This is a genomic window from Paenibacillus sanfengchensis, from assembly GCF_036864765.1.
GTDB lineage: Bacteria > Bacillota > Bacilli > Paenibacillales > Paenibacillaceae > Fontibacillus > Fontibacillus sanfengchensis.
This window is the reverse complement of sequence record NZ_JBAGJC010000002.1, coordinates 402,293-420,701: the sequence shown is the minus strand read 5'-3', so window position 1 is coordinate 420,701 and position 18,409 is coordinate 402,293. Positions and strand designations below refer to the sequence as shown.

General features: G+C 56.3%; 17 protein-coding genes. 8 read left to right on the top strand and 9 right to left on the bottom strand.

Annotation, left to right across the window (positions count from 1 at the left end; genetic code table 11):
* Positions 1-22 precede the first annotated feature (22 nt).
* Complete coding sequence (locus V4U84_RS05280) at positions 23-307, top strand: alpha/beta-type small acid-soluble spore protein (RefSeq protein ID WP_334072412.1); 285 nt, start codon at positions 23-25, stop codon at positions 305-307.
* A gap of 117 nt (positions 308-424) precedes the next feature.
* Here V4U84_RS05280 and V4U84_RS05275 read toward each other — a convergent pair whose 3' ends face one another.
* Entirely contained in the window at positions 425-985 is a 561-nt protein-coding gene (locus V4U84_RS05275) for a helix-turn-helix domain-containing protein (RefSeq protein WP_334072411.1), read from the bottom strand.
* Between the two features lie 157 nt (positions 986-1,142).
* Between V4U84_RS05275 and V4U84_RS05270 the strand changes: the two genes are divergently transcribed.
* Together V4U84_RS05270 and V4U84_RS05265 are read left to right on the top strand one after the other, a co-directional pair.
* On the top strand, positions 1,143-1,535 hold the full coding sequence (locus V4U84_RS05270; protein WP_334072410.1) for a DoxX family protein: 393 nt from the start codon (positions 1,143-1,145) through the stop codon (positions 1,533-1,535).
* Positions 1,532-2,317, top strand: a complete 786-nt coding sequence (locus V4U84_RS05265; RefSeq protein WP_334072409.1) for a DODA-type extradiol aromatic ring-opening family dioxygenase — start codon at positions 1,532-1,534, stop codon at positions 2,315-2,317. The genes V4U84_RS05270 and V4U84_RS05265 overlap by 4 nt, the downstream gene beginning before the upstream one ends.
* Before the next feature lie 77 nt (positions 2,318-2,394).
* Here V4U84_RS05265 and V4U84_RS05260 read toward each other — a convergent pair whose 3' ends face one another.
* From V4U84_RS05260 to V4U84_RS05235, 6 genes are all read right to left on the bottom strand, one after another.
* Positions 2,395-2,976: a DNA-3-methyladenine glycosylase I gene (locus V4U84_RS05260; RefSeq protein ID WP_334072735.1), complete on the bottom strand. Its 582-nt coding sequence runs from the start codon at positions 2,974-2,976 to the stop codon at positions 2,395-2,397.
* A 787-nt stretch (positions 2,977-3,763) separates the two neighbouring features.
* The gene (thrC, locus tag V4U84_RS05255; RefSeq protein WP_334072408.1) at positions 3,764-5,158 is read right to left on the bottom strand and encodes a threonine synthase; all 1,395 of its coding nucleotides are present in this window, start codon (positions 5,156-5,158) and stop codon (positions 3,764-3,766) included.
* A 77-nt stretch (positions 5,159-5,235) separates the two neighbouring features.
* Entirely contained in the window at positions 5,236-5,943 is a 708-nt protein-coding gene (locus V4U84_RS05250; RefSeq protein WP_334072407.1) for a hypothetical protein, read from the bottom strand.
* Complete coding sequence (locus V4U84_RS05245) at positions 5,918-6,820, bottom strand: ABC transporter ATP-binding protein (RefSeq protein ID WP_334072406.1); 903 nt, start codon at positions 6,818-6,820, stop codon at positions 5,918-5,920. Before V4U84_RS05245 ends, V4U84_RS05250 begins: the two co-directional genes overlap by 26 nt.
* On the bottom strand, positions 6,798-7,193 hold the full coding sequence (locus V4U84_RS05240) for a GntR family transcriptional regulator (RefSeq protein ID WP_334072405.1): 396 nt from the start codon (positions 7,191-7,193) through the stop codon (positions 6,798-6,800). The genes V4U84_RS05245 and V4U84_RS05240 overlap by 23 nt, the downstream gene beginning before the upstream one ends.
* Positions 7,194-7,345: 152 nt before the next feature.
* Positions 7,346-9,484, bottom strand: coding sequence for an S-layer homology domain-containing protein (locus V4U84_RS05235; protein WP_334072404.1), 2,139 nt, complete (start codon positions 9,482-9,484; stop codon positions 7,346-7,348).
* Between the two features lie 215 nt (positions 9,485-9,699).
* Here V4U84_RS05235 and V4U84_RS05230 point away from each other — a divergent pair, with 215 nt between their 5' ends.
* Positions 9,700-11,151, top strand: coding sequence for a hypothetical protein (locus V4U84_RS05230; protein ID WP_334076862.1), 1,452 nt, complete (start codon positions 9,700-9,702; stop codon positions 11,149-11,151).
* 628 nt (positions 11,152-11,779) lie between these two features.
* On the opposite strand, the gene V4U84_RS05225 is transcribed toward V4U84_RS05230, so the two are convergent.
* Entirely contained in the window at positions 11,780-12,451 is a 672-nt protein-coding gene (locus V4U84_RS05225) for a DUF559 domain-containing protein (RefSeq protein WP_334076861.1), read from the bottom strand.
* An 838-nt stretch (positions 12,452-13,289) separates the two neighbouring features.
* On the opposite strand from V4U84_RS05225, the gene V4U84_RS05220 reads away from it, so the two are divergent.
* Complete coding sequence (locus V4U84_RS05220) at positions 13,290-14,036, top strand: Bax inhibitor-1/YccA family protein (protein WP_334076860.1); 747 nt, start codon at positions 13,290-13,292, stop codon at positions 14,034-14,036.
* 71 nt (positions 14,037-14,107) lie between these two features.
* Here V4U84_RS05220 and V4U84_RS05215 read toward each other — a convergent pair whose 3' ends face one another.
* Positions 14,108-14,458 (bottom strand): heme oxygenase, encoded by a 351-nt coding sequence (locus V4U84_RS05215; protein WP_334076859.1) that lies wholly within the window; start codon positions 14,456-14,458, stop codon positions 14,108-14,110.
* A gap of 149 nt (positions 14,459-14,607) precedes the next feature.
* On the opposite strand from V4U84_RS05215, the gene V4U84_RS05210 reads away from it, so the two are divergent.
* The 3 genes from V4U84_RS05210 to rlmN all read left to right on the top strand — a co-directional run bounded on the left by V4U84_RS05210 (position 14,608) and on the right by rlmN (position 17,991).
* Positions 14,608-15,297 carry a response regulator transcription factor gene (locus tag V4U84_RS05210; RefSeq protein ID WP_334076858.1) on the top strand — a complete coding sequence of 230 codons (690 nt, stop codon included), beginning with the start codon at positions 14,608-14,610 and terminating at the stop codon, positions 15,295-15,297.
* Positions 15,288-16,769 (top strand): sensor histidine kinase, encoded by a 1,482-nt coding sequence (locus tag V4U84_RS05205; protein ID WP_334072397.1) that lies wholly within the window; start codon positions 15,288-15,290, stop codon positions 16,767-16,769. Before V4U84_RS05210 ends, V4U84_RS05205 begins: the two co-directional genes overlap by 10 nt.
* A 154-nt stretch (positions 16,770-16,923) precedes the next feature.
* Entirely contained in the window at positions 16,924-17,991 is a 1,068-nt protein-coding gene (gene rlmN, locus V4U84_RS05200) for a dual-specificity RNA methyltransferase RlmN (RefSeq protein ID WP_334076857.1), read from the top strand.
* The last annotated feature ends 418 nt before the right edge of the window (positions 17,992-18,409 follow it).

Genomic DNA, 18,409 nt, shown 5'->3' with positions numbered 1-18,409 from the left:
CAAGGCGAAGGAGTGAAGCTTGTTGTCCAGAAGAAACCGGAGATACGCGGTCCCTGGGGCGGATCAGGGGATGCAGCGGTTCAAGGCCGAAGTCATGCGGCGCGAGGGTTACGCCGTTGACCCGAACCGGCCGGATGACGTGAAGTTCGAGGTGGCCCGGGAGCTTGGCGTTCCGCTGCAGCCGGGAAGTAACGGAAACCTGACCACGGAAGAGGTCGGTCAGGTCGGCGGCAAAATCGGCGGATCCATGGTCCGCGAGATGATCCGCCTGGCCCAGCAGCAGCTTTCGGAGCGGGGGCCGCAGTAATCGGGGCGATGTCCCGCCAACAACAAATACCGCCGGGGAGCAAATCCCCTGGCGGTATTTGTTGTACGCTATCGCCGGCGGCTGTCGGGGAAACCGGAAAATGGGTGGACTCAAATTTTATTGGGGTCCGAACCAGCCTCTGTCTTTCTGGGTGTCATTATAAACGGAGATCAGCACCAGGGCCGGCTGCTCGCCGACATTCTTCGCCCGGTGCGGGGTACAGGCGTTCCAACTGAAAGAATCCCCCTCCTCAAATATCGCGCTATCCTCGCCTTGCTCCGCATAGATTTTACCCTGAAGAACGAGATGAATCTCCTCTCCCTCATGCACGTGCGGCTTTTCACCGGTGGAAGCGCCGGGAGGAAACTCCACAATCATCATCCGCATATGCTGCGTAGATCCAAGATGGAAGACCCTCAATTGTTCCGGTCCGGTAGAGGTAAGGGTGCGTTCCTCCTTGCGGACGATTTGCATCCGTTCCTCTTTTTTAAGCAGCAAATAGGCCAGCGGCACGTCCAGGGCTCCGGCGATATGTTCCAATGTAGCGATGGAAGGCGAGGTTTTGTTGGTTTCCACCTGGCTCATAAAGCCTTGGGACAGGCCTGTTTTTTCGCAAATTTGAGCGATAGTGATATTCTTTCGTTTCCGGATCGACCGGATAGTGGACCCGATGTCCATAGGCAAATTCCCTCCTGCCTAGCTTGCATCATGATATTAGTAATACAAAATATAATTTAATAATAACAATGTTATGGTTGACAATCCAGCTAAACTAAGGTAATTTAATTCCCGTGAATAAAATATTTATATTACTAATATCAAGGAGGAGACATAAATGAAACAAGTTTGGGGAATCACGATCATGCGAGTGGTGCTGGGGGTTTTGTTCCTGGCGCACGGGATCGATAAGATGAAAATGGGACTGGGCAATGTGGCGGTCTGGTTCGAGAGTATCCACCTTCCTGGACTTGTGGCCTATTTGGTCGGACCGATTGAGTTAATCGGCGGGGTGCTCCTGATTGCCGGTTTGTTTACGCGGTACGTTTCGGCGTTGCTTGCCGTTGTTATGTTGGGAGCGATTTTTACCGCGAAGCTGTCCGCCGGTCTTTTGAACGGCTATGAGCTGGATCTGGCGCTGCTGTCCATAGCGATCTTCTTCGTGCTGGCCGAAACGCCAGGCTGGTCGGCGGACCGTTGGATCAGCGGCAGCAAAAGTGATCGGGCATGACGCTCCCGGCCTATTTTTTCGCCCATGGCGCTCCTTCGCTGGTGTTGGAGGATCACGCGTATACACGCTTTCTGAAGAACTTTGCTCAAACGCTGCCCCGTAAGCCCGAGGGAATCGCGCTTTTCTCCGCCCATTGGGAAAGCCCGGTGCAGCAGGTCAGCATGGTGGAGGAGACCTACGATACAATCTATGATTTCTACGGATTTCCGGAGGAAATGTACAAGATGACTTATCCCGCTCCCGGGGATGCGGCGTTAAGCGGTAAAGTGGCTTCCTTGCTGAGCGGCTCGGGGATTCCGAACGGCCATGACAAGGAGCGGGGATTGGACCATGGAGCCTGGGCGGTGTTAAAGCTGCTGTATCCGGATGCGGATATCCCGGTCGTTGCGATGTCGGTGAACCGCGAATGGAGCATGGAGCGGCAGTACGAAATCGGCAAGGCATTGAGAGAACTGCGCGATCAGGATGTGCTGATCATCGGCAGCGGGGGAATCGTGCACAATTTGCGTCAAATCCACTGGAATGCCGGCCCGGATCATGCGGAGGACTGGCCCCGGGAGTTCGACGGATGGATCGCTGACCGCCTGGGGAGCTGGAATACGGAGGAGCTTTTTCGTTACCGTGAACTGGCTCCGCATGCCGTCCAAGCCGTGCCGACCAGCGAGCACTTCATCCCGCTGCTGCTGGCGATGGGCGCGGGAGATGCCGGACGCCAGGCGCGGCGATTGCATCAAAGCTATCAATGGGGGACCCTGAGCCTCAGCGCATGGGAATTCCAATAAAAAAAGAGGTTGCCCCCACGGGTGGCGGAAACGATCCGCTCCTGGGGCAGCCTCTTTTTTGCCGTTCCGGCGACGGTTTAGCTCCCGCTACGGCAAAAGCAATCCAGCGTGTGGTCGTTCACCATGCCGGAAGCTTGCATAAAGGCATAAATAATCGTCGTTCCGACGAATTTCATGCCCTTCTTCTTCAGAGCCTTGCTCATGGCGTCGGAAATGGGGGTGGAGGCGGGAACCTGGCCGATCCGCTCCCAGTGGTTGACGATCGGCGAGCCATCCACGAAGCTCCATAAATAACCGGCAAAACTGCCGTGCTCCTTGACGATGTCGAGGTAAATCCGGGCATTGGTGATGACGCCCTGCACTTTTAGCCGGTTCCGGATGATTCCGGGGTTTTGCAGCAGTTCTTCGACTTTCTCCGGGCCGTACTCCACAATCTTCAAAGGGTCAAACCCGTCGAAGGCCTCCCGGAAGGTTTCACGTTTTTTCAAAATCGTATACCAGCTTAACCCGGCCTGCATCCCTTCCAGCATCAGCAGCTCGAACAGCTTCTGATCATCATGGAGCGGCCGTCCCCACTCTTCATCATGGTAGGCGATATACAGGGGATCGGCGTTGACCCAGGCGCAGCGCGTAAGCGTTTCGGTTTCGGTTGGATTTATGGTCACGTGCGGCAAACTCCTCTCGAACATTTGTTTGTATAACAAACTGATACCATCATATCCCATTTTGCGCAAAAATCCTAGCTTGGCTTGGCCGCTAGGGCCGACCGCGACAGTTCCGGGGCAGGGGAGAGTGGGAGTTGCGCAATTGTGGCCAACCGGTTGGCGGTCGCGCGGCGCGAGCTGCGCGTTGCGAGCTGCGCGTTGCGAGCTGCGCGTTTGCGAGCTGCGAGGTCGCGAGCTGTGCGTTTGCGAGCTGCGTGGTGCGAGCTGCGCGGCGGTTGTGAGCTAAGTTGGTGTCAGTTGCCCGGCTGCAAGCCACCCGGGTGCGATTGCACGTCTATGGGCCACCCGACTCTAGCCACGCGACCGGCGCTTAACAGCTTCGAGCCCGGACAAGTCGTCAGCCAAACGGTGTCTGCCATAGCCTGTTTACGGCCCGCACGGGAGAATAACGGGAAAACCTCCCGTTAAATCTGCCCATTTCCCCTTCGAGGTCCGATTTAACTGGAATTTCTCCCGCTAATCTTGCCCAATACGGGGGAAACCGCCCTGGCGTCCACAAATTAGCGGGAGGTTTTCCAGTTAATTGAAGCCAACGGGCCCGCTAAGCTAAATTAACGGGAGGTTTTCCCGTTAATTTCTCCGCGCACCTCCGGCGGACGCGCCGCTGGCCCCCCGCAGCGAACCTGGCCTCCGCGCTCCGGGTCATGCCAAAAAGCCGGCGGCCCCCCAGTCATCCTAAGATGACGGAGGAGTCAACCGGCTTTATCCCATCACGTCGCTGCTAGAAAAATTCCAGCAGCTCCGCCTTTACCGCTTCATTTGAGCCTCCGACCCGCTTTTGGTGCTGCGGCTTGTCGAACAGCGCCCGGATTTGCGGCGGGAAGGTTTGCTCGATCTGGATCAGCTCGAGCGCCTCGTTGAACTTCGCCGGGTGCGCCGTGGCCAAGGCGACGGTCACCTCGCCCTTTCCGGCGAGGCGGTCCGCAGCGGCCACGCCGCACGCGGTGTGCGGGTCCAGCAGGTAGCCGAAGTCGTCATGCACCTGCCCGATCGTCGCCAGGCAGTCGTCGTTCTCGACGCTCGCGGCGGCGAAATCGCGCTGCACTTGCTCCAGCAGCCCGCCCGTTACGGCGATTCGGCCATCCTGCCGGAAGCCGTCCATCCGGGCCGCTACCTCGGCCGCGTCCTCGCCCAGCAAGTAGTACAGGTAGCGCTCGAAGTTGCTCGCCACCTGAATATCCATCGACGGGCTGTACGTCATATGGAATTCGCCCGGCTGGTAGACGCCTTCGTTCACGAAGCGCTCCAGGATGTTGTTCTCGTTGGTGGCGAGGATGAGCTTGCCGATTGGAAGGCCCATTTTTTTGGCCAGATAGCCCGCAAAAATATCCCCGAAATTCCCTGTCGGCACGCTGAAGTTCACCTGGCCGCCGGCCGTTAGGCCCTGCTTCGCCAACTGGAAGTAAGCGTAGAAATAATAGACCGTCTGCGGCAGAAGCCGCGCGATGTTGATGGAGTTAATCGCCCGCAGGTGGTATTCCTGCTTGAACGCCACGTCCGCGAACAGCTCCTTGATGATGCGCTGACAGTCGTCGAAATTGCCATCGACGGACATGTTCAGCACGTTGGCGTCGTTCACGGTCGTCATCTGCAGCTCTTGCACCTTGCTGACTTTGCCGTGCGGGTACAGGATGCAGATCTTGATTCCTTCCTTGCCGCGTACGCCCTCGATCGCCGAAGCTCCGGTATCGCCGGAGGTAGCGCCCAGAATGTGGATGATCGAATTCCGTTCGCGGGCGATGTAGGAGTACAGGTTGCCGAGAAACTGCAAGGCGATATCCTTAAAAGCGAACGTCGGCCCGTGGAACAGCTCCAGCACCTGGAGGCCCTCCTTCACGCGGCGGAGCGGGGTTACGTCCGGGCTGCGGAACGTCGCGTAGCTGTCGTTCACGAGCTTTTTCAGGTCGTCGGTCGGGATTTCCCCGTCGATATACAGCTTGAAAATTTCAAGCGCCAGTTCCGGATAGGAGAGCTGTCTCCACTCTGCCAGCGTATCTTCCGAAATGTGCGGGATATGCTTCGGAACGAGCAGGCCGCCATCGTCGGCCAGTCCCATGAGAACCGCATCGATGAAACCGAGGCCTGCCACTTTCCCCCTAGTGCTGATGAATTCCATAATGATCCCCTTTGCATACAACGATTTTCAATCATTGTAACAAAAAATATACGGTTTCCCAACCGGTTGGGGCCATTTTATTTAAGCTTCACCGGAGTTCTCGCCGTTACCCCGCGGATAATCCACAGAACCAGGCCCAGCAGCACGGCGGATGCAAGGAACGATGCGTATCCAGGCAGCACGGAGGGGTCCCAATGGATGACCCGGTCAATCAGACCCCGCAACTCATATTGCCACAAGTAGTCGGTGATGCCGATCGTGACAATCGCCAGGATGATAAAGCCCATGCGGACGACGCCCTTATATCGGTAGAAACCCGCGCTGATCAGCCAACCGGCGAGATAGAAGGTCAGGAGATTGATCCACGCGGTCATGATCGCGTGGATGCTGCTTTCCTGGAACAGGAGGTACTGTGATGACTGAAATCCCGCGCCGTTCAGGCCGGGAAAAGCTTGCAGCAGCAAGGTTGCGGCCGTGAGCACCAGGGTGATAGTCAGAGTAAGGCCCAGAGCGGCGGACAAGGTGCCCCAGAAATACTTTTTGCGGGTGACGCCGGATTTTACATAAAAGGTCAAAAATGAAGTCGCGGCGACGATGCCGATGATGAGCAGATAGGTTTTGGTCGGCCGATATGCAAAAAGAATCGGATCATGTGCTTCGCCCGAGGTGCCGAACAGGGAAACCGCATTGAGCACCAAAGCGAAGGCAAAAAACCAAAGCGTCCATTTCATTTGATTCAGGTACAAGTCCAGACCGATTTTAGAGATGGTGGTTTTCGTCTTCATGAGGAACCTCCTCCCCGCGGGTAAGATGGATAAACAAATCCTGAAGCGGTACGGGCCCGAGCTCCAGGCCAAGCTGTTTGGCGGTCCGCCGCTGCCCGTCATCAAGTTCACCGTATATCATGACCGATTTCGTACCGCCGAGCTGTTGGGAATTAAGCACCAGCAGCCCGCGGGTAAATTCGTGCACGGATGCCGCCGAACCGGTAACCGAAACGCCCCGGTGAATCAGTAAATCATAGCTTTCTTGCAGCAGCAGCTTGCCCCGGTCCAAAATGAGCACCTCGTCGAACAGGTAATCCATCTCCGAAACGAAGTGGGTAGAGAACAGGATCGTGCGGGGATGGGCCGCCTGGTCCTCCAGCAGTTCCCGGTAAAAAATATCGCGCGTCGGCGCATCCATCCCCTGGTACGCTTCATCGTAAAGGGTCAAGGGGGAGCGGTTCGCGAGACCGACCGTCACGCTCAGGGCACTCTGCATGCCTTTGGACAACTGGCCGACCTTTTTGTTCAGCGGAAGGCCGAAGCGCTCCACCAGCTTGGCGGCGTAGTCCGCGTCGAAGTGCGGGCGGTAGCGCTTGGACCCTTCCAGCATGTCTTTTACCGTATCCGTCTCATTGCGGTAATCCGTCTCGTGGACAAACGTCACCTGCTCCATCACCGTCTCGTTCTCAAAAGGAACGGCTCCGCCAACCCGTACGGTTCCCGAAGTCGGTTCCATATAGGAGGCGAGCAGGGAGAGAAGCGTGGATTTTCCGGCGCCGTTTCGCCCGATCAAACCGTAAATTTTACCGCCTTCCAAAGTAAAAGAAAGGTTGTCCAGGGCGGAAAAACCCCCGTATTTTACGTAAACCTGTTCAAATTTCACGTCCATGGTCATGCCGATCACATCCTTTGTATTCTCTGATCATTTGGAGGAGGTCCTCCTCGGTTACTCCCAATTTGCCAGCTTCCTGCAGCATCGGGTGTACATATTGCTCGGCGAAGGCCGATTTGCGCTGCGTCAGCAGTTTTTCCCGGGCGCCTTCGGCGACGAACAGGCCGATCCCCCGCTTTTTGTAAGCGATGCCCGAGTCCACAAGCATGTTGATTCCTTTGGCTACCGTGATGTGATTGATCTTATAAAACTGCACCAGTTGATTGGTGGAAGGGATCTGCTCATGCTCTTGGAGCTGCCCGTTGACGATCTGGTCCTCGATCCTGTCGCGAATTTGCAAAAATAGGGGCTTTCCGCTGTCAAAAGAGCCGTTCATTCGGAGTCACCTCCTTTTAACATTCTATGGTTATATAGTCATGTATATAACTATATATGCTGAAGGGAATGATTGTCAATGCTCCAGAGGCCCGGGCATAAAAAAAGAACGGTCCAAATTTCTTGGGCCGTTCTTCAATAAACCAAAAATTATTAGACGCGAGGCGGTAAGGACAGTACAGGGATTTCGATGATATAAGGATACTCCCCGTTTTTGGCAAAGTCCGTAATTCCGCTGACGCTGATTTTAAATTTGCCGGATGGCAGGTTGGAGACTTTGGCGTTGCCGTTCTCCGTCAAGGTAAGAATGAGCTGGTTGCCGCCGGCCGGATAATTATGGGTGAAGTCATTCGCCCGATCAAACGGAACAGGATGTCCGGCGAATTCGCCTTCGTTGAAGCTGTCCGGAATATACTGCAGGGTCACGTACGGATCCGGGCCCCATATCGGCTCGTCCGCTACGAGCGTAATCACGCCGTCGCCATACGTGCTCTCGGTGACGGAGAAAGCCGGCGGCGTGTTATCCAGCGTCATCGGAAGCTCGAGTACCTGCACGGGCTCCGGGTTGCCGGTTTCGTAAATGTTAAACCGGAGTGACGGCTGGGTCACGATGTTGGCCGTCAATAATCTCAGTTTGACCCGGTCCGATTCATTGCTGATTTGAATATTCGGATCGGTGGACTCGATCTTCACACTTCCGACTGTAAAGTCATCGATTATGATCTTGAAATGACCGCTATCGGCCGCTTCGTCGAAAACCAGATTGGCGGTTGTCGAATCGGTTCCCCGCGACACTTTGAGAAAATCGTTGATATTACGCAATTTATAAGTTGCCGGATCGTTTCCTATAACGTTGTCGTCCGCCAGATAGATCGAATACTCCATTCCCATGATGCCGGGGTTCAGCACAAATGGGACTTCAGGGTTAAGAGAAGCCGCTAAAGGCTGGAACTTGGAGCTCTCAAACCGGTCGATGGCAACTTGTAACGTGTAGACGTAGCTTTTGACCATTTCCGGTCTCGTAACGGGGCCTCTTAGTTCGGCATCGGCCTCCTGAGCGGTCGTCCAAAGATGTTGGATTTCATATTGGGGATATTTCCCGTCAGCGCCATCCAACAAGGCATTCGCCTTGTCAACGAGCACTTGCAGCACAGCGGAGGGGTCCGCCACCGTGTAAGTAACGGTTTTGCCGGAAATCGCCGGCGATACCTTGCCGGAAGCACCGCGAATCGTCCGCTCGGTCGACAAGGAACGGTACGACAGCTCTACGGATTGGTCAAGCGGCAGTAGGGTGTCGGTGGTTAGGATCACGGACTTATCCTTGACAAGGATGTTTTTAAGGCCGAGCGGAAGCTCTTGCCCTTCCAGACTGCGTGTGATTTGAAAATCTTCGGCTGCCGGAACATATCGGCCATCCAGGGTTTCGCCGTAGGTCAAAACGAGTGTTTTGCCATCGGCAAAAGAAACGGCAGGCTGCGCCAGCTCCGATGTCACCGGATCCGGGTTCGTCGTTCCGCCTCCGCCGCTGCTACCGCCTCCGCCGCTCGACCCTCTCGAGGCGGATACCGGAGTTTGCGGCTTCGGCGTTTCCGGGGTTTGCGGCTGGGCCGGGGCGGGGGTTGTCCCCGCGGATGACGGAGGGGTTTGGGTTTGATTTTTCAGTTCATCGGATTTCTTCAGGAACTTGGAAGCTACCAAAGCAACCTGCTGCCGTTCCGCCGTTCCGGTGGGGTTAAACGTCCCGCTCGGAGTTCCGTTGATCAAGCCCAATTCAACGGCGGCGGCTACGGCATCCTTGGCGTAATCGGCGATTTGGCCGGCATCGCTGAATTTGAGTCCCGCCCCTTTTCCCGTTGCATCGACATTCGAGCCCAAGGCCCGAACGAAAAGAACCGCCATGTCCTGGCGCGAAAGGTCTTGTCCGAGTCCGAATTTCCCCTCGCCAGTGCCTTTGATTAATCCGGCCTTGACGGCGGCTTCCACGGAAGCGTAAGCATAATGGGAGGTTGGGATATCGCTGAACGTAGCCGTGGCCGGAGCATCGCTTACGTCAAGCTTTAGAGCTTTGGCGAGAATGATCGCGAAATCCTGGCGCGATATTTTTCCGGTCGGGTTAAAGTTTCCGTCCCCCTTACCATTGATGATGCCTTTTCCCACCAACTCCATAATCGCATCTTTGGCGAAGGAACCGTCGATGTCGTTCAATGCGGTCGAGGCCGCGTAGGCGGGGAGCGATAGCGTGCTCACCAAAGCGGCGGTTGTCATGATTTTGTACAGTGAATTTTTTTTCATCCCTTGTCCCATTCCCCTTATGTATCAAGTGATCTCTCCGGCTATTTCTCCGAAAAATTTACTTATATCATAATGGATGGCTTGTAGTTTGTAATTAGTTTTTTTAAAAAAATAAAATAAATAAATTTAAGACATTATTCAGTCGTCCGAACCCGCCACCGGGCCAATGCATAGCATATAGGACCACTTGGAGAGCGGAAGGGATGGGGTCCGAGATGGGGATTCAGCTTACGGCAATTCATTATGTCTATCTGGCTTGCATTGCAGGCATATTGGCCTTGTTGATCCGGAGAAGGGATACGACCATTATCTGCGTGGCGGGGATCTTCCTGTTGGGACTGTTGGCGACGGGGACGCTGGGAGGTTCGGTTTCCGGGATATTCGAGGCTTTCATTTTTGCGACAAAAGAACTGATGGGAACGATCATGATTATCTCGATCGTGGTGGCTATGAGCCGGGTGTTGATCCTGACCGGGATTAACGAGACGATGCTGGGCCCCTTGATGCGCTTCATCCGTACGCCGTCCGTCGCTTTTTGGGGAATCGGCCTGATCATGATGGTCACTTCGTTCTTCTTCTGGCCCTCCCCGGGGGTCGCGTTGATCGGAGCCGTGCTGCTTCCGGTCGCGCTACGCGTCGGCCTCCCGGCGCTGGGAGCCGCGGTGGCGATGAACTTGTTCGGCCACGGCATTGCGCTGTCGGGCGACTATATCATTCAGGGAGCGCCGAAGTTGACGGCGGACGCGGCGGGGCTGTCAACCGGCGAGGTCATGGCGGCGAGCGTGCCGCTGGTCGCGGTCATGGGTGTGGTGACCACGGTCACGGCCTATTGGCTGATTCGCCGCGACCAGAAGCGGGGGACTTGGCGCGACGGGCTGGTCGCGGAGCCCGGGGCGGCAGGCGTCCTGAGCGGCGGAGAAGCCGGGAGCGAGGAGGGAGGGCGCGGGCAAAGGCAGAAGGCGGAGCAGGAGCCGGTCTCGCTTCCGGGAGCCGTGAAAAAGGCGCTCGCCCTGCTGATTCCGCTCCTTTTCCTCGCCGATGTGGCGGCGATGTTGCGGCTGGATCTGCAGGGCGGAGAGGCGACGGCGCTCGTCGGCGGCACCGCCGTGCTGATCCTGGTCGCGGTCGCCCTGTTGGCGCACCGCGGCAAGGGGCTGGAAAAGACGACGTCCTACCTCATCGACGGCTTCGTCTTCGGTTTTAAGGTGTTCGGTCCGGTCATCCCGATCGCCGCGTTTTTTTATCTCGGCGATTCCGCGTTTACGGACCTGTTCGGGGAGACGCTCCCGGCGGGCTCGCACGGGATCGTCAACGACCTGGGGGCCGCGCTGGCGGGCAGCGTCCCCTTGAACGGCGCCGTCGGCGCCGTCACCCTGGCCGCGGTCGGGGCGATCACCGGCCTCGATGGCTCCGGCTTCTCCGGCATCTCCCTCGCCGGGTCGGTCGCGCAGCTGTTCGCGGCCGCGACGCAAACCGACGCCGCCACGCTGACGGCGCTCGGCCAGATCGCCGCCATCTGGGTCGGCGGCGGCACGCTGATCCCGTGGGCGCTGATCCCGGCCGCCGCGATCTGCGGCGTCAGCCCGTTCGAGCTCGCCCGGCGCAATCTGGTGCCGGTGCTGACCGGGCTTGCGGCGACGACGCTGGTCGCCATTTGCCTGCTCTGACCGTGTCCGGTCTGACCGGCCGTCGTGCGGCAGGGGACGCTGCGCAGGGAGAAGCACGCCCGCCCCGCCCCGCGCAGCTCTTGCCAGCAGCGAAATTAACGGGATTTCCTCCCGTTAATTTCGCGCATAAACCGCTGCGGGCTCAACTAACGGGAAAATCTCCCGTTATTTAAGCCCGCCATCGGCCCAGGCGCTCCTTCGAGGCAAATTTAGCTGGAGAAATTCCAGCTAATTGCGGATTGGAGCGCCAAACGCGCATAATTAGCGGGAGGTTTTCCCGCTAATTGCTTTCAAAGCTTTGCCAGCTTAGTCAGTAAGAGATCGAAACGTATTAGTTCTCGTTCTCTCAGCTGGCGCCTTCCCGTTTAAGCCACTATCCACCCGATTTCTTCACAGCCTTCCAACCAAATCAACCAAATTACTGCCACCCGACATATCCCCTCTCCCCCACCAAATGAAGGACAACCCACATATCACCCTCCACACCCACCAAATGAAGGACAACCCACATATTACCCTCCACCTCACCAAATGAAGACTTTCCAACACATCAACAACTCCCCCATCACATTCACAACCCCTAACACATAATGATGTGCTCCATCTACACCGATAACCACCCGACCAACTAATCCAGGTATTCCAGCATCCCGCGTACCAAACCGTACCGCACCAGCCGTTGACCGGTTCCGCGGGCGCAGGGATGCAGCCAGCCTTTGTTGCATAAACCGCGGAGCAGGCGCACCGCGGTTTTGTGATCCACAGAGAAGTGGCGCTCCACGTCCTTCGGACGGATTTCGCCGTTCAAATGCACCGCTAGGCGGATCAACTCTTTTTCGGCGAACAGGGCACGCTTGGCAGGTTCTTGAACGGGTTGCAGCCGGGCCAGGACCATACGCAGTAAAGCCAGGCATACTTCGGGGCGCCGTTCCACATCATCATAAGCAAATGAAAGCACATAATAGCCCATCGCGTACAGGAAGGTTTCCCGATTCAACTCCTGGCTGTATTTTTGCCGGTCCATGTCCCTGACGTGTGAAGCAAACCCTTTAATCTCGATGATCAACTTCACATAGCCCGGCAGCCAGGCGAAATCGGCAAAATACGACCTCCCTCGCCAATCGGGGACCTCATACTCGGGATGCAGCTGATCCAGATTGCCCCGAAGCGGCCACCATACCTGCTGCAGGAAGCGTTTTTCCGCATGAAGATGCCCCCTTTCCAGTCGCCCCCTGCGTTCGCCGCTTCTAGCCGATAAGTGGTGCCCCAGCCATAAGGCGTGACTCTCCTCGAAATTCATATTTTCATACACCCTTTCGCAGAAAAATAAAAACGCCCCGCCTCACTCCAGTGGAGTAAAACGGGACGTTCTTCGTCTCTTATGAAACAAGTATATGCGAATTTGGCGGTGCTGACTACATCCATTTTCGATTCAGTCTTCCTCCCCCCAAAAATAACAGGAAAACCTCCCGCTAATTTTGAATAGAATGGCTAGAACAGAAAATTAGCTGGAAAACCTCCCGTTATTTTAGACGCGTCCCCGTCATACTGGCCTTGTACGCCAAATTAGCTCCGCTTTTTCCAGTTAAATGCTGGAATCCAGACAAAATCGCCAAATTAACAGGAGTTTTTCCCGCTAATGAGCGACCTAGGCAGAACTCGGCTGGCCTTGTAGCGTCTACAGGGGTTCCGCCCGCTAATGAGCGACCTAGGCAGAGCTTGGCTGGCCTTGTAGCGTCTACAGGGGTTCCGCCCGCTAATGAGCGACCTAGGCAGAACTTGGCTGGCCTTGTAGCGTCTACAGGGGTTCCGCCCGCTAATGAGCGACCTAGGCAGAACTCGGCTGGCCTTGTAGCGTCTACAGGGGTTCCGCCCGCTAATGAGCGACCTAGGCAGAACTTGGCTGGCCTTGTAGCGCCTACAGGAGTTTTTCCCGCTAATGAGCGACCTAGGCAGAACTTGGCTGGCCTTGTAGCGTCTACAAGGGTTCCGCCTGTTACTGAACGGCCATGCCGGAACTCAGCCACCTAAGGCGTTCTCACCTCCCGGTCAATATCGCGTTGTCCAAAAATCAGTTCTAATTATCTTCCTAAATTGTGGTATTATGATTACAAATACATAAATGAGGTGATTTTTGCTTGATCGGACGCAGTGGTAATCCTACTTTGAAAGACAGTACATTCGAGAGAGCGGGAGCGTTCTCCGGAATGAACGCGATGACGATTGAAGGAACCGTCAACAAGGCGTTTATTACGCTGATCATCCTTCTCGGCAGCGCATTTAGCACATGGATGCTGTATTTTGACGGCTACAATGTGGTCCCTATGGCGATCGGCGGTGCCCTGGTCGGGCTGATTCTGGCCTTGATCGTTAGCTTCGCGCCTAAGGCCGCGCCGTTCCTGGTACCGGTTTACGCGGTTGCGGAAGGGATGTTCCTGGGGGCCATTTCGGCTCAGTTCGAACAAAGGATCGAACCGGGAATTACGCTGAACGCCATCCTTCTGACGATGGGGGTGTTCTTCGCCCTGCTGATCGCCTACAAGACGAGATTGATCAAGGCGACGGAAAACTTCAAGCTGGGTGTCGTTGCGGCTACCGGCGGCATCGCGCTGGTGTATCTGATCAACTTCATCCTTGGATTCTTCGGGATGCAGGTTCCGTTCCTGCATGAAAGCAGCTGGATCGGCATCGGTATCTCGGTCGTGATTGTGATCATCGCCGCGCTGAACCTCGTGCTGGACTTCGACTTTATCGAGAACGGCGCAGCGCAAGGCGCTCCAAAATATATGGAGTGGTACGGCGCGTTCGGCCTTATGGTCACACTGGTATGGCTGTATCTGGAGATCCTCCGCTTGCTCGCCAAGCTGGCGGCCAGCCGGGACTAATACGGAACGCCTGCTCGAACAACAACAGAAGGCTGACGGGAACTTTTCCCGCCAGCCTTTTTCACGTGCAACTAGCCGATTTCCTTGACCGAAGCCACCTCATAGATGATCAGTTCGCTGCCCAGAATAGGCGATTCTTTTTTCGCGTCCTCTCCGGACCCGGATGTGCCGGATGCGCCGGATGCGGGCCGCTGGTGCGCGGCCTTAAAGGCGTCGCTATTCTTCCAGGCTTCAAAATCTCCGAGCGTTTCCCAGTACGTGTTGACGTTCAACTCATCGTAATCGCTCAGGTTCTGCGTCAGCAGCACCTCCACCTTGACGATCCCTTTGGACGTATCCAGGGGACCGGGGGCGGTAAACCGGGGAGCCATGGCGGCGGCCATGCCTTTTTTGACGCGAATGCGGTTGGTTACTACGACCATGTTCGAACAGCTCCTTTGCTTGGGAATCTACTTTGTGGGAAAGCGATGCTTTAGGACCAGTATAGAATTTTTGCGGCGTGAAGAAAAGTTCGTAACCGACGGGTTATGATTTTGTTAGAATTAAGCGATACGATTAGAAGAAAAAGGTGATGGACATGCCGGACACAACGGTGTTGATTGTAGATGACGAAGCGGACATCGTGTCCTTTTTACGGGATGCGCTGGAGGATGAAGGTTATGAGGTGTTGACGGCACGGGACGGAGAAGAGGCGGTACGCCAGGCCGAAAAAGGACCGCAGCTCGTGCTGCTCGACGTCATGATGGACGGCATGAACGGCTTTGAGGTGTGCGAGCGGATCCGGCCGATGGTGCAGGGGCCGATTATTTTTTTGAGCGCCTGCCAGGAAGAGGCGGACCGCATCAAAGGGCTGGTGGTCGGCGGGGACGATTACCTTGTTAAGCCCTTCAGCTTGTCCGAGCTGAAAGCGCGGGTCCATGCCCACCTGCGCCGGGAGAGCCGCAAATCGGAATCCCGCGAGGAGGAAATTCTCCGGTTCGGCCAGCTTACGATCGACTATAACCGGCGTACTGTGCGCATTCGGGGCGAGGAGGTCGAGTTGACCGCGAAGCAGTTCGATATCGTCTGGCTGCTGGCGCTGAATCAAGGCCACGTCTTTTCCAGGGAGCATATTTATGAACGGGTATGGGGCCTGGAAGCCGATGGGGACGACTCGACGGTAACGGAGCATATCAAAAAAATCCGGGCGCGGCTTCAGGCCGTCTCGCCGGAAGACAATTACATCCAAACCGTGTGGGGAGTCGGTTACAAATGGAAATAAAGACTGTATCGATTCGCACCCGGCTGCACCGGATGATCGTCTGGATTTTGACGCTGAGTCTCGTCTGCACGTTGCTGACCTGGTTCCTCATGCTCCTGATCGGGCAATCGCGGGTTAATGGCGAGAACTACTACGAGCGGATGATTCCCGGCATACAGGAACGCCTGTGGCGGGAAGGGGAGCGCGTGCTCGATCCGGCGGCGGCCTCCGGTCTGGATGCCGTCATTCCGCCGGAAGGCTTCAAATACAAAGTGGTCGACAAGTCGGGGGAATTTGTCTACGGTACTTCCCCGGATCGTTCGGATGTGCCGCCGGCAGAGCTTCTGGAACGTTTAAACAAGGTTACACGGGGACCGGAGCATGATTACATCCAATATGTCCCGCTGCTGGACGGGAATAAACAAATGGGCGGAGCGCTCTTGTTGTCCTATAAGCTGAAGGTAACGCCGATCCGCGATTCGGATTCCCTGCTGGTAAAGGCGGGAGTTCCCCTCTTTCTTTGCATTCCTTTCGTTTATATCGTTCTGTTTACGATTCTGTTCGTGCGCCGCTTTGACCGGGAGATCAAGGGGCCGCTCGACCAGTTGATCACCGCCACGGCCCACATTCGGCAGCAGGATTTGCAATTTACGTTGACGCAGCGCGGGACGATTACGGAGATCCGGGACTTGACCGGGGCGTTCGAGCGGATGCGGAAGGAGCTGGCGGATTCACTTCACCGGGAGTGGAAGCTGCAGAAGGATCGCAAGGAGATTATCGCGGCCCTGGCCCACGATATCCGTACGCCGCTGACCGTGATCCAGGGGCACGTGGAAGGGCTGGAGGAAGCGAGGCGGCGAAATATAGACCGGTTCGACCGATACCTGCATGTCATCAAGGCGAATGTCGATCGGGCGGTGAAGCTGGTGCGGGATTTGAACCAGACGGCGGTGCTGGAGCAGGACTCTTTTCAACTCGCCAAGGTGGCGTTCGATCCCGCGGAGTATTTGGAGGAGAAGGCCGGTGAATATGAATCCTGGTGCGAAAAAGAAGGCGTCTGGTTCGTATTCCAAATGACCGATACCAGGGAAACTCCGGGAAGCCCCAAACTGCTTGCCGATCCGGACCGGCTCTCGCAGGTGCTGGACAATCTGGTCTCCAACAGCCTGCGGTTTGCGGAGCGGGGAGAGATCAGGCTGACCGCGCGGATCGGCGGGGAGCGGTTGGATCTGCTACTGGCCGACAATGGTCCGGGATTTGAGCCGGGCAAGGAGACCGAGGTGTTTCAGGCCTTTTACCAGGGCGGAACGGGCGTGAGCCGGCGCAAGGGACATGCGGGTCTCGGCCTCTATATTGCCAAAACCCTCGTCGACAAACATGGCGGGGAGATCGCGGCCAGCCGGGGCGAGGACGGCGGGGCGGTCGTCACGGTGACGCTGCCGATGGGAGAGGGCCGGAAAGACGAACCGGCCGCAGGCGCAGGCGGGCAGTGATTCGAAGAACATTTCACACGGCTGCCTTACGGGTAAATTAGTTCAACTTATATAGAATCTGCCACGCGAAACTGGCTTGTGTTCATATTAAAAATTTGGGACAATAGAACAGATTGAACCATTGAAGAGTTTTCGCATAGAAAGAGGCAGACTTATGAATAAACCATCCATTTATGGATTGACTTTAGAGCAGCTCGGTACCTGGCTGGAGGAGCACGGGCAGAAGAAATCCCGCGCCCTGCAGGTTTGGGAAGGGCTTTACCGGCAGCGGGCCAGAGAATTTCGGGAAATGAGCGGGGTTACACCGGAAACGCTCGAGCTGCTGGAGGCGCATTTTTCGCTGCAAACACTGAAGGTGCACACGAAGCAGCAGTCCGCTGACGGGACCGTGAAGTTCCTGCTGCGGCTGGCGGACGGCAACCTGATCGAGACGGTGCTGATGCGGCACAAGTTCGGATTGTCCGTCTGCGTGACCACGCAGGTCGGCTGCAATATCGGCTGCAGCTTCTGCGCCAGCGGATTGCTCAAGAAGAGCCGGGATTTGACCTCCGGCGAGATCGCGGAGCAGATCATGAAGGTGCAGCTGTTCCTGGACGAGGCGGGGGAAGGGGAACTCGTCAGCCACATCGTGGTGATGGGCATCGGCGAGCCGTTCGATAATTTCACGCATCTGGTGAATTTCCTGCGGACGGTGATGGATCCGAAGGGACTGGCGATCGGGCCGAGACATATCACTGTTTCGACGAGCGGCCTGGCCGACAAGATCCGGGAGTTTGCGGACCTTAACCTGCGCGTCAACCTGGCGGTTTCGCTGCATGCGCCGAACAATGAGCTGCGTACCCGGATCATGAAGATCAACCGCGCGATTCCGATCGAAACGCTGATGCAGGCCATCGACTACTACCTGGAGAAAACGAATCAGCGGATTACGCTGGAGTATATTTTGCTGCGCGAAGTGAACGACCAGCGGGAGCAAGCGTTGGAGCTCGCGGAGCTCATCGGGGATCGGAGACCGTACGTGAATGTGAACCTCATTCCGTATAACCCCGTCGATGAGCACAGCCAATATCAGCGCAGCGATCAGGAAGCCGTACTGGCCTTCTACGATGCGCTGAAAAAGCAAAGCGTCAGCTGCAGCATCCGGCTCGAGCACGGCACCGACATCGATGCCGCTTGCGGCCAGCTGCGCAGCAAACAGATCAAGCGGCTGGAGCACGCTTGATCGTGAACCGCCCCGAAGCGCGAACAATAGCGCGCGTTTCGGGGCGGTTTTTTTGCGGCGGGCCGGCGGGCGGCTCCCGGCCGCGGCCTGCCTCGCGCGGGCCCATTAACGGGAAAACCTCCCGTTAATGGACCGCGAAAGGCCTCAAGCAGCGCAAATAGCTGGAAACTCTCCAGCTAATTTTCGGCCTTTTGAGGCCATGGGCCAGTTCGGCCCGAATTAACGGGAGGAAATCCCGTTAATTCATTTCACGGCGCTTCCTCCGCCTAAATAACGGGGGGAATTCCTGTTATTGAGAACAACTGCTGCTACTATCGGAGACCCTCTTTTTTAAAGTCAAACAAAATTCACAATATGTTCACTTACGAGACAAAATCGAAAATCGATATACTGATCAAGCCGAAAAAAAGAGAGGTGG

Bases quoted from the DNA above. Each gene is read 5' to 3' on its own strand.
- V4U84_RS05265 (WP_334072409.1), top strand. From the start codon at position 1,532: ATGACGCTCCCGGCCTATTTTTTCGCCCATGGCGCTCCTTCGCTGGTG.
- V4U84_RS05235 (WP_334072404.1), bottom strand. From the start codon at position 9,484: ATGAAAAAAAATTCACTGTACAAAATCATGACAACCGCCGCTTTGGTG.
- V4U84_RS05210 (WP_334076858.1), top strand. From the start codon at position 14,608: ATGGACATGCCGGACACAACGGTGTTGATTGTAGATGACGAAGCGGAC.
- V4U84_RS05240 (WP_334072405.1), bottom strand. From the start codon at position 7,193: ATGAACGGCTCTTTTGACAGCGGAAAGCCCCTATTTTTGCAAATTCGC.
- V4U84_RS05250 (WP_334072407.1), bottom strand. From the start codon at position 5,943: ATGAAGACGAAAACCACCATCTCTAAAATCGGTCTGGACTTGTACCTG.
- thrC (WP_334072408.1), bottom strand. From the start codon at position 5,158: ATGGAATTCATCAGCACTAGGGGGAAAGTGGCAGGCCTCGGTTTCATC.
- V4U84_RS05270 (WP_334072410.1), top strand. From the start codon at position 1,143: ATGAAACAAGTTTGGGGAATCACGATCATGCGAGTGGTGCTGGGGGTT.
- V4U84_RS05245 (WP_334072406.1), bottom strand. From the start codon at position 6,820: ATGACCATGGACGTGAAATTTGAACAGGTTTACGTAAAATACGGGGGT.
- rlmN (WP_334076857.1), top strand. From the start codon at position 16,924: ATGAATAAACCATCCATTTATGGATTGACTTTAGAGCAGCTCGGTACC.
- V4U84_RS05230 (WP_334076862.1), top strand. From the start codon at position 9,700: ATGGGGATTCAGCTTACGGCAATTCATTATGTCTATCTGGCTTGCATT.
- V4U84_RS05275 (WP_334072411.1), bottom strand. From the start codon at position 985: ATGGACATCGGGTCCACTATCCGGTCGATCCGGAAACGAAAGAATATC.
- V4U84_RS05215 (WP_334076859.1), bottom strand. From the start codon at position 14,458: ATGGTCGTAGTAACCAACCGCATTCGCGTCAAAAAAGGCATGGCCGCC.
- V4U84_RS05225 (WP_334076861.1), bottom strand. From the start codon at position 12,451: ATGAATTTCGAGGAGAGTCACGCCTTATGGCTGGGGCACCACTTATCG.
- V4U84_RS05205 (WP_334072397.1), top strand. From the start codon at position 15,288: ATGGAAATAAAGACTGTATCGATTCGCACCCGGCTGCACCGGATGATC.